The sequence below is a fragment of the Knoellia sp. Soil729 genome, from assembly GCF_001427985.1.
In the GTDB taxonomy this organism is placed as follows: Bacteria; Actinomycetota; Actinomycetes; order Actinomycetales; family Dermatophilaceae; genus Knoellia.
The window spans coordinates 1,420,171-1,430,344 of record NZ_LMSA01000002.1 but is presented as its reverse complement, the minus strand read 5'-3'; the positions used below and the strand labels follow the sequence as shown (position 1 = coordinate 1,430,344).

The window sequence follows — 10,174 nt, the reverse complement described above, 5'->3', positions numbered from 1 at the left end:
TGCTCTGCCAACGACACCACACCCACGTCCACGACCAACGCCTCATCGCCACCACCCACCTCCCCGACGAGCACGGGCGCAGCGTCACCTGGGACACCAGCCCCGGCAGCTACGACCGTGCACTCGCCCACCGACTCAACGCCATGGCCCGTGCCCAGAACGAGCGCCTCGCACGGCGACGGGCCGACACCGCCGGACGTCTGCACGCCATCGACGCCGCCACCTCCCGCAGCCGAACCGTCGACACCGGCCCACCCGACCCCTGGCGACAGCTGGACCCCGACGAAGACGCCTACATCGACGAGCTCATCGCGTGGCACGACACCGCCCACGAGGACCTCACCCCTTGGCCCGACCCCGACGACCTCATCGACGCAAGCCATGCCGCGTGACGGCATCCGTTGAGGCGTGCGAACCGCCTTGAGTGCAGGTCCGTTAGCGCTGGAGCGACCCAAACGCCTCCTTGAGGACAGCGTCCAGCGCCAGTGTCAGGGATGAGTCGCGGACCGCAGCCTCATTGACTCAGGTCGAGGTCCATTCGCTCGAGCAGCGCTTCGAGTGCCTTCTCGAACTCTGCGTCCGTGTGGTCCTCGGACAGCTTGCTGCGCAACCGGGTCAGCGTGGGGTAGTTGGCAACCTCAAGGCCGGCGTTGGCATTGGGCACGTCGGCGTCCCCTTCGTTGAAGGGCTCTTCGACGGGGGCCGTGCTCGCACCACGAGCGGCCGACTCGAGGAGAAGGTGGCCGAGCAGGAAGCTGGTGAAGGACCGGTAGGCCGCAACAGCCTGGTCATCGGTGAAACCACGGGCGACGAGACCGTCCAAGAACTCCTGCACCATCCGCAGGCTGCGGAGCGGAGGTCGTAACCACGGGGCGGCCGGGTGGCGGGTGGCGATCAGCGGAAACGCGTTGGGGTGCTCCTGCGCCAGCCGCCGGACCTCGTGGGCGATCCACTGGAGGAACGCCTGCCATCCGTCCAGGGGAGCCATGCGGCCGTTCGGGTCGACGTTGAGCTCGTCCACCAACCGGTCGATGACAGCTTCCAGGAGATCTTCACGACCGTTGATGTAGCGGTAGAGCGACATTGCTTCGACGCCGAGGTCCTGTCCGAGCCGCCGCATCGTCAAGCTGCTGGGGCCGGAGCTGTCGATGATCTCGATGGCTCGATCGATGATCCGCTCGCGACTGAGCGATCCCCGTTGCCCTCTGCGTGGACCGTCGTTCACCTCGTCGACCGTGTGCTCCAGTTCCATGCCGTGTGCCTCCATGACGCGAGAGCACTCACCTTACGTGGTGGTCGTGGCCGAGTTTCGGTCACCCGAACTCCCCCGGCGCTCATCGGGGTTGAGGTCCTTTTCAGTGGGTACAGTCCCTTCAGTCCACGAAATTTACGTTGTAAGGGAGCCATCACGTATGACTGACCATCTGACAAACGCGGCAGGCGAGACATTCCGCACCATCGGCGAGTTCCTGCCCCGGCTGGTCGCTTTCCTCCTCATCCTGATCATCGGGTACTTCATCGCCAAGGCCATCGGCAAGGCGATCGACAAGGTGCTCGAGCGGGTCGGGTTCGACCGGGCTGTCGAGCGGGGCGGAATCAAGAAGGCACTCGCGAAGTCCGAGTACGACGCCTCGGCAGTGGTGGGCAAGCTCGTCTACTGGGCTCTGCTGCTGTTCGTGCTGCAGATGGCATTCGGAGTCTTCGGACCCAACCCCATCAGTGCGCTCCTCACCTCGATCATCGCTTTCCTGCCTGCGCTGATCGTGGCCATCATCATCATCGTCGTCGCGGCTGCGATCGCCACGGCTGTTCGCGAGCTCATCTCCAACACCCTGGGTGGCCTGTCCTACGGCAACCTGCTCGCCAACATTGCCGCTGTGTTCATCCTCGGCCTGGGTGTCATCGCCGCCCTCAACCAGGTGGGTATCGCGACGACCGTGACCATGCCGGTCCTCATCGCCGTTCTGGCCACGATCGCCGGCATCCTCATCGTCGGCGTCGGCGGTGGCCTCATCCGCCCCATGCAGAGCCGGTGGGAGCAGTACCTCGAGCGCATGTCGCACGAGACCGACGAGATCCGCCAGCAGGTTCGTCAGGCGCCCAGCGTGTCCGAGCAGGCGCGAGCCGCCAAGGACCAGTACGACGCAGCCGAGCCCGAGCGGTCTGCCGCAGTCTCCACGCCCAGTGGTGGTGCCACCTCGGCACGGGTCGATTCTGATGGCGCGCGCCACTGAACTCACGCATGACTGGGCCGGCGCAGCCGACCCGACCGCATCACCCCAGCTCGACGTCCAGTGCACGTCGATCACCGTCGGCACCCGCCGGCAACCAGGTCCGACACCACGAAGGAGAGAACGCATGATCAACGAGAACCAGATCAACGACATTTTCGGTAGTGAGGTGTACGCCAGCGATGGCGACAAGATCGGGGAAGCCGGTCGCGTCTACCTTGACGACGAGACGGGCCGGCCCGAGTGGGTCACCGTCCGCACCGGCCTGTTCGGCACCAACGAGAGCTTCGTCCCCCTGAGCTCTGCCGAGCTCAGCGACAACCGCCTCACGGTCACGCACGACAAGGCCACCGTCAAGGACGCCCCGAACGTCGACCCGGAGGACGGCCACCTCAGCCCCGAGGAGGAGGACCAGCTCTACCGGTACTACGGCATGGACCAGGGCGGCATGGACCGGGACAACGTGTCCAGCATGGACACCGACAGGACCCAGCGGGCCATGGACACCGACACGACCCGCAGGTCCGACCTCGACGAGGGTCACGACACCTCGGGGCCCAACACCGACGACGCGATGACCCTCTCGGAGGAGCAGCTCAAGGTGGGCACCGAACGGCGTGAGACCGGCCGGGCGCGACTGCGCAAGTACGTCACCACCGAGACGGAGACGGTCAACGTGCCCGTCACGCGCGAAGAGGTACGCATCGAGCGCGAGCCGATCACGGACGCCAACCGAGGGTCCGCGACGAGCGGCCCGGACATCTCCGAGGAGGAGCACGAGATCACCCTCCACGAGGAGCGACCGGTCGTCGACACCGAGGCCGTTCCCGTCGAACGAGTTCGGCTCGAGACCGACCAGGTCACCGACGAGGAGCAGGTCAGCGGTGAGGTGCGCAAGGAGCACATCGAGGCCGAGGGCGTCGACGCCGGCAACGACCAGAACGCAGCTCGCTGAGCCTCCTCACCATCAGGGACGGCCGGTCCCGTCGGACGCAACAGCGCCCGACGAGGGCCGGCCGTTCGGGTCTGTCCGCGAAGGCGCGTCACCACCTCGGCGCCCGCCAGGGGCCGCGCCGGGTGACGAGCCTCAGCCGAGCTTGCGGACCGCCTTGAGCGGCAGGTGCCGCATGGCGCTGCCAAGCGGCTTCCACGGCCAGGCCGGGACGCGGGCCTCGTCGACACCCTTCTCGATGGCCTCGACGATGCCGCGCACCCCAGTCTCGGTGTCGACCATGAACTTGGTCCTTTGCTCGACCTTCTCGTTCATCTCGGACCTGATGTAGCCCGGGTAGATCGTCGACACGGTGATGTCGAGGTCGGGCTTGCCCAGCATCTCGTTGCGGATGCCCTCGGCGAGGTGGGCGATGCCGGCCTTGGTCGCGGCGTAGGTCGTGACGGTCTTGGGCATCCCGCGCATCGCCGACATCGAGGAGATGACGACGAGGTGACCGCGCTTCTTGGCGCGGAAGATCTCCATCGCTGCCTCGCACTGGGCGAGAGCGCCGATGAAGTTGGTCATCGCAGTGGCCTTGTTGGCCGCGTAGCCGCCAACCCCGATCGGCGCTCCCTTGCCGAGGCCGGCGTTGACGACGACCCGGTCCAGGCCGCCCAGCTCCTCCTCGAACTCGCGGAAGACCCGGAACACGGCGTCGTCGTCGGTGACGTCGAGCGCCTTGCTCGCGACCCTGCGCCCGGGGTGGGCCGCGGCGATCTCTGCAGCCAGCTCCTCCAACCGGTCTGTCCGACGGGCGCACAGCGCCAGGTCGTTGCCGGCCGCCGCGAGCTGGCGGGCGAGCTCGGCGCCGATGCCCGAGCTGGCGCCTGTGATGAGAGTGGTGGTCATGGGAAGCGTTCTCCTCAGCGGGTGGTGAGCAGGTCGGGGAAGCGTTCGAGCGGGGCGGTGTCGTTGAACGTGCGCAGGACCGGACCGGTCGCACCCACGGACACGGTGGTGAGGGAGGCGTTGGCGATGACCTGCTGCAGCCGGACCCAAGTGGCGCTTCCGCCATGGAGCAGTGAGGTGGCCAACCAGGAGATGGCTCCGGCCGAGCTGATGACGACCGCAGTCTCGCCGTGGCCGAGGTGGTCCACGACGGAGTCCAGACCAGCGAGGACCCGTGCACCGAAAGCCGTGAAGGGCTCGCTGTAGTCCTCGTCATGGCGACCGGCGACCCAGCGTTCGGTCGCCACGGCATACATCTCGTCGAAGGCCCTGCGAGGCCGCAGCGATCGTGCGAGGTCGGCCTTCATGACGGTCATGGACCGATAGGCCGGCTTGTATGCCGTGAGGATGGCCGTGTGGTCGTACTCGTTCCAGCCCGGGATGACCTCGGGGTCCAGCGACCAGCCGGCTGCCGCCACGATCCCGGCCGCGGTGTCCCGCTGGCGTCGCAGGGCCCCGGAGAAGATGCGCGCAGGCACCACGGAACGTGCCTCGAGCTCCTGACCGACGACGGCAGCCTGCTTGTGCCCGAGGTCGGACAGCCGGTCGTAGTCCTTCTTGCCCCACGAGGCCTGGCCGTGGCGGACGAGGATGATCCGGCTCATCGACGGGAAGCGCGACGCGCGGCTCGTCGGTGCCGGCGCAGCAGCACACGGCACCGGACGTCGAGGTAGAGGACGAACCAGCGCATGCGCTTGGCCTGGGGGTTCGTGGTCTCGCCGCGATAGGTCCGCAGGTAGATCTGCTGCGCGATGACGGCAAGACGGAAGAGACCGAAGGCCTCGTAGAAGGCCCACCGCTCGGCGTCCATGGGGATGCCCATGCGCTCGCAGTAGTAACGGACCGCCTCGACGCGGGTGAGCATCCCGGGAGTGTGGGTCGGCTGGAGCCGCAGCGCCTTGGCGACCGGGTCGTCGCTGGCCTGCACCCAGTAGGCCATGGCCCCGCCGAGGTCCATGAGCGGGTCGCCGACGGTTGCCATCTCCCAGTCGAGGACACCGACGATGCGGGTCGGTTCGTCCTCGGCGAGCACGAGGTTGTCGAAGCGGAAGTCGTTGTGGATGAGCACCTGGCCGACGTCGTCGGGGCGGTTGGCCTCGAGCCACTCCATGACCCGCTCGAACGACCCCACGTTGGGGGTGCGGGCCTTGCGGTAGCGGGCCGACCATCCCTTCACCTGGCGCTCGACGTAGCCCGGCCCCTTGCCCAGCCCACCCAGCCCGGCGGCCTCCACGTCCACCCGGTGCAGGTCGACCAACGTGTCGAGAGCGTTGCGGCACAACACGTTCACGTCGTCCGGCGAGAGGCCGAGTGAGGCCGGGATGTCGCGTCGCAGGATCGTGCCGACGAGACGCTCCATGACATAGAACTCCGAGCCGATGACCGACTCGTCCCCGCAGTAGGCCACGATCGTCGGCACCTGGTCGTAGACGTGCCCGAGCGAGGCCTGGATGTCGCTCTCGCGGCGCATGTCATGGGCACCCTTGGCCTTGGTCCCACCTGGCGGGCGTCGCAGGATGAGGTCGCGGGTCGGGTAGCGCAGCAGGTAGGTGAGGTTCGACGCGCCGCCCTTGAACTGCCTCACGTCAGGGGTGCCCTCAAGGCCCGGTTCGTCGACGAGGTTCTCGCGCAGCCAGGCGGCGAGGGCGCCGACGTCGAACGCGTCCTCGTCGCGCACGGGAACCGCGTTCCGCGGAAGGGCCGCGGACGAACCCTCGGGCATGCTCACGGCTTGCGCTGCAGCCGCTGCGCACCCTTGGTGGCAATCCGGTTGTATGCCGGACGCGCCAGTCGCTTGGTCCAGTAGGCCTGTCGTCCGAGCCGGTCGGTGAGGATGATCCGCTTGTGCTTGTCGATGCCCTTGAGGACGGTGACCGCGACCTCCTCGGCAGTCATGTCCGCGCGGGTGATGAGCTTGACGGCGGTCGCCTCCATCTCGGTGTCCTTGCCCTGCAGGGACGCGTGCAGGTTGGTCCTGAAGAACGCCGGGCAGATGGCTGAGACGTGGATGTTCCACGGTGCCAGCTCGAACCCCAGGGTCTCGGACAGGGCCACGACCGCCGCTTTCGCGGAGTTGTAGGACGACATGCCGGGGCCGTGCACGAGCCCGGCGAGGGACGCGGTGTTGACGATGTGTCCCGAGCGCTGCTCCTTGAGCAGTGGCGTGAAGGTCTGGCAGCCCCGGACGACCCCGAGCAGGTTGATGTCGAGGACGCGCTCCCAGTCGGAGATCGACTCGACGTCGATGCGTCCCCCGGTTGCGACGCCGGCGTTGTTGACGAGGATGTCGAGCCCACCCCACGTCTCGCGCACGTGGGCGAGCGCGGCATCCCAGTCCTGCTGGCTGCGGACGTCCAGACGCAGGTATGCCGTGCCCTCCGGCACGCTGTCCGGCCGACTCTCGCTGAGGTCACCGACGAGGACGCGGTCGCCTCGGGCGACGAACGCCTTGGCCAGCGCGAGGCCAAGGCCCGAGGCGCCGCCGGTGATGAGCACGTGCTGCTGCGGCGTGTCGCGTGCATTCCGGGGGAATTGGGTGGGAAAGGCCCGAGTCATGAACGGCTCGCCTTCTCGGAGTAGGGGTGCAGCAGGATCCGGGCGATGACCCCGAGGTGGACCTCGTCGGGCCCGTCGGCGAGGCGCAGCGAGCGAGCGTTGGCGTAGGCCGCGGACAGCGGGAAGTCCTCGGACATCCCGGCCCCACCGTGCAGCTGGATCGCCATGTCGATGACGTCGCACGCCATCTGCGGCACGGCCACCTTGATCTCGCTGACTGCACTGAGGGCGCCCGCTGTGCCCTCGACGTCGAGCTTCCACGCGGCGTGGTGCACGAGCAGGCGGGCCGAGTTGATCGCGATGCGGGCCTGGGCGAGGCGCTCACGGTTGCCACCGAGGTTGGCGATCGGCTTGCCGAAGGCGACCCGCGTGGTGGCCCGCTCGCAGGCGAGCTCCAGCGCGCGCTCGGCCAGCCCGACGAGGCGCATGGCGTGGTGCACGCGCCCCGGCCCCAACCGCCCCTGGGCGATCTCGAAGGCACGCCCCGGCCCCGCGATGATGTTGGTGACGGGCAGGCGCACGTCGGTGAGCGAAACCTCCCCGTGCCCGATGGGCTCGTCGTGCTGCCCGAACGCCGAGAGCATCCGCTCGACCTTCACGCCCGGGGAGTCGAACGGCACGAGCACCATCGAGTGGCGCGCGTGGCGCGAGGCCTCGGAGTCGGTGACGCCCATGAAGATGCCGACCTTGCAGTCCGGGTTGCCGACGCCGGTGGACCACCACTTGCGACCGTTGAGCACGACCTCGTCGCCGTCGATGACGGCGCTGGCCTCCATGTTGGTCGCATCCGACGAGGCGACTCCCGGCTCGGTCATGAGGAAGGCGCTGCGGATCCGGCCGTCGAGCAACGGCTCGAGCCACTCGGCCTGCTGCTCCTTGCTGCCGTACTTGAGGAGCACCTCCATGTTGCCGGTGTCGGGTGCGTTGCAGTTGAAGACCAGCGGCGCCGAGAACGAGCGGCCCATCGCCTCGGCGATCGGGGCGTAGTCGGCGTTCGTCAGACCGGCGCCGCCGTCGGTACCGAACTGCACGGCATACGGGCCCTCGTGCCCGGCAGGCAGGAAGAGGTTCCACAGTCCCTGCTTGCGCGCCTTGCTCTGCAGCTCCTTGAGCAGGGGGTGCGCGGGCCACGGGTCCTCGCCCGCGGCACGGCGGGCGGCGACGTCGGCCGCCATGATGCGCTCTGCCGGCTCGATCTCGGTGTCGATGAAGTCCCGAACTCGTCGGGTCAGGTCGAGGGAACGCTCCGACAGTGAGAAGTCCATGGCTCGACCCTAGGTGAGCGACCGCTTAGCCGGAAGGGTGGGATGCCTCTCAGTCCGCCCTGGGTGTCGCAGCGGTCACGACGACGGGTATGCCGTTGAGCACCGCGTTGCCCGACACACCTTCGACCCGGGCCGGGTCGGTGAGGTCGTTCATGGTCACGCCGGGCACGTCGACGGCGTGGCGCAGCCGCACGCCCGGGCGTCGGTGGCCGTAGCCGTGGGGCAGCGAGACCACTCCACGCATCACCTCGTCCGTGGCACGCACCTCCACCTGGAGGGAGGACACCTCCGAGGTCACCGTGACGAGGGACCCGTCGGCGAGACCACGCGAGGCGAGGTCGTCGGGATGCATGAGGAGCTGGTGCCGCGGCCGGCCCCGGGTGAGGCGTGAGGAGTTGTGCATCCACGAGTTGTTGTCCCGCTGGTGGCGCCTGCCGACGAGGAGCAGGTCGTCGCTCTCGGCGGCCTGCCGGAGCTCTGGCAGGCGTGCGCGCAGGGCCGCGAGTCCGGCGACGAGGACGGGCGGTGTCAGGAGGACCCGCTTGCCCTCGGTGTGCAGGCGATCGGGCAGCCGGGGCTCCAGCGGCCCGAGGTCCACCCCGCCGGGGGTGCGGGCCAGCGTGCGCACGGACAGCCCGCGCCGGCTGGAGCGGAGCAGTCCATCGACCGCCACTCGCGGAGAGACGCGAAGCCTCAGCCACTGCCGCAGGGGCAGTCGCTTGCCGCGCTTGCGGGCCAGCGCCTGCACGAGGTCCCGCGCGATCTCCCAGTCGTGGCGCTGGTCCTCGCCCCTGGGGAAGAGCGCCGGTGACCAGCGTGCCGTGTTGCGCACCGCCAGCGTGTGGAAGATGAGGTCGTAGTGGTCACGCTCGAGCGGTCCCGTCGGCGGCAGGATGACCTGGGCGTGACGAGTGGTCTCGTTGATGTAGGGGTCGATCGCGACCACGGCCTCGAGGCCGGCGAGCCGCTCGCTGAGCCGTGCGCCCGCCGGGGTCGACGAGACCGGGTTGCCGGCCACCGTGAGCAGGCCATGGATGGCCGGGCTCGACCCCTCCATCTCCTCGCCCATCACGGACACCGGGAGCTCACCACCGAAGGCGGGCAGGCCGCGCACCGCTGAGGACGTCCGCCCGCGGTGACCGCGGCCGATGAGCCCGCGCGCGACGATGTCGACCGCAGGGGAGCTGAACATCGTCCCGCCGGGCCGGTCGAGGTTGCCGGTGACGGCCATGAGGCACTGGATCGCCCACTGGCACAGCACCCCGAACTCCTGGGTGGACACCCCCATGCGTCCGTGCACCGCGGCTTCACCGGCGGCGACATCACGAGCCAGCTCACGGATCGCCTCTGCCGCGACGCCACTCACGGACTCGGCCAGCTCGGGGGTGAAGTCGGCCACGGCGACGCGCAGCTCCTCGAGGCCGTCGACGTAGTCGGCGGGACGGGCCAGGTCCTCGGCCAGCACGACGTGGAGCAGGGCGAGCAGCACGGTCGCGTCGGTGCCCGGCCGGACGAAGTGGTGCTCGTCGGCGACGGCGGCCGTCTCGGTGCGGCGCGGGTCGAGCACGACCAACCGCCCTCCGCGAGAACGCAGCTCGCGCAGCCTGCCCGGGAAGTCGGGAACGGTCCACAGCGAGCCGTTGGAGGCCATCGGGTTGGTCCCGACGAGGACGATCAGACGCGCGCGGTCGATGTCGGGGACGGGCAGGAGGAACTGGTGGCCGTACATCGCCCAGGCCACCACGTGGTGCGGCAGCTGGTCCACGCTCGTGGCGCTGAAGACGTGCTTGCTGCCAAGAGCTCGTGGAAGGGCCGTGCCGTGGGTCAGCGCACCCAGGCTGTGGACGTTGGGGTTGCCGAGATAGGTGGCGACGGCATCGCGGCCGTGGCGCTGCTGCACACCGGCGAGCAGGTCGGCCGCGAGGTCGATGGCCTCCGGCCAGCCGATCTCGAGGAAGCTGTCATCGACCCGCTTGACCGGACGGCGCAAGCGGTCGGGATCCGTGTGGAGGTCCTGCAGGGCGACACCCTTGGGACAGATGTGCCCTCGCGACAGCGGGTCCTGCGCGTGGCCCTTGATGCTGACGATCTCGGGTCCGCGCAGCCTGACCTCGAGCCCGCACGACGCCTCGCAGAGCACGCAGGTGATGTGCCGGACCGTCTCCGCCTCGGTGGACACC

9 protein-coding genes and 1 pseudogene are annotated in these 10,174 nt (G+C 68.9%); 3 read left to right on the top strand and 7 right to left on the bottom strand.

Going from position 1 to position 10,174, the window contains the following annotated elements; genetic code table 11:
- A pseudogene (locus ASG74_RS17330) lies at positions 1-392 on the top strand (hypothetical protein); the annotation flags it as partial.
- A 122-nt stretch (positions 393-514) separates the two neighbouring features.
- Here ASG74_RS17330 and ASG74_RS11735 read toward each other — a convergent pair.
- Positions 515-1,252, bottom strand: coding sequence for a TetR/AcrR family transcriptional regulator (locus ASG74_RS11735; protein ID WP_056143587.1), 738 nt, complete (start codon positions 1,250-1,252; stop codon positions 515-517).
- A gap of 160 nt (positions 1,253-1,412) precedes the next feature.
- Between ASG74_RS11735 and ASG74_RS11730 the strand changes: the two genes are divergently transcribed.
- Positions 1,413-2,234, top strand: a complete 822-nt coding sequence (locus ASG74_RS11730) for a mechanosensitive ion channel family protein (protein ID WP_082569676.1) — start codon at positions 1,413-1,415, stop codon at positions 2,232-2,234.
- A 124-nt stretch (positions 2,235-2,358) separates the two neighbouring features.
- Complete coding sequence (locus ASG74_RS11725) at positions 2,359-3,186, top strand: PRC and DUF2382 domain-containing protein (RefSeq protein ID WP_056143150.1); 828 nt, start codon at positions 2,359-2,361, stop codon at positions 3,184-3,186.
- 132 nt (positions 3,187-3,318) lie between these two features.
- On the opposite strand, the gene ASG74_RS11720 is transcribed toward ASG74_RS11725, so the two are convergent.
- From ASG74_RS11720 to ASG74_RS11695, 6 genes are read right to left on the bottom strand one after another with little or no spacing between them, the layout of a single operon-like run.
- Positions 3,319-4,074, bottom strand: coding sequence for an SDR family oxidoreductase (locus ASG74_RS11720; RefSeq protein WP_056143147.1), 756 nt, complete (start codon positions 4,072-4,074; stop codon positions 3,319-3,321).
- 14 nt (positions 4,075-4,088) lie between these two features.
- Positions 4,089-4,778, bottom strand: coding sequence for a histidine phosphatase family protein (locus ASG74_RS11715; protein WP_056143144.1), 690 nt, complete (start codon positions 4,776-4,778; stop codon positions 4,089-4,091).
- A complete protein-coding gene (locus ASG74_RS11710) occupies positions 4,775-5,896 on the bottom strand; it encodes a phosphotransferase family protein (RefSeq protein ID WP_056143141.1) in 1,122 nt (373 codons plus the stop codon). The genes ASG74_RS11715 and ASG74_RS11710 overlap by 4 nt, the downstream gene beginning before the upstream one ends.
- A 2-nt stretch (positions 5,897-5,898) precedes the next feature.
- Positions 5,899-6,729, bottom strand: coding sequence for an SDR family NAD(P)-dependent oxidoreductase (locus ASG74_RS11705; protein WP_056143138.1), 831 nt, complete (start codon positions 6,727-6,729; stop codon positions 5,899-5,901).
- Positions 6,726-7,994 (bottom strand): acyl-CoA dehydrogenase family protein, encoded by a 1,269-nt coding sequence (locus tag ASG74_RS11700; protein WP_056143135.1) that lies wholly within the window; start codon positions 7,992-7,994, stop codon positions 6,726-6,728. Before ASG74_RS11700 ends, ASG74_RS11705 begins: the two co-directional genes overlap by 4 nt.
- Positions 7,995-8,043: 49 nt before the next feature.
- On the bottom strand, positions 8,044-10,173 hold the full coding sequence (locus ASG74_RS11695) for a molybdopterin-dependent oxidoreductase (protein ID WP_056143131.1): 2,130 nt from the start codon (positions 10,171-10,173) through the stop codon (positions 8,044-8,046).
- Position 10,174: the final 1 nt, after the last annotated feature.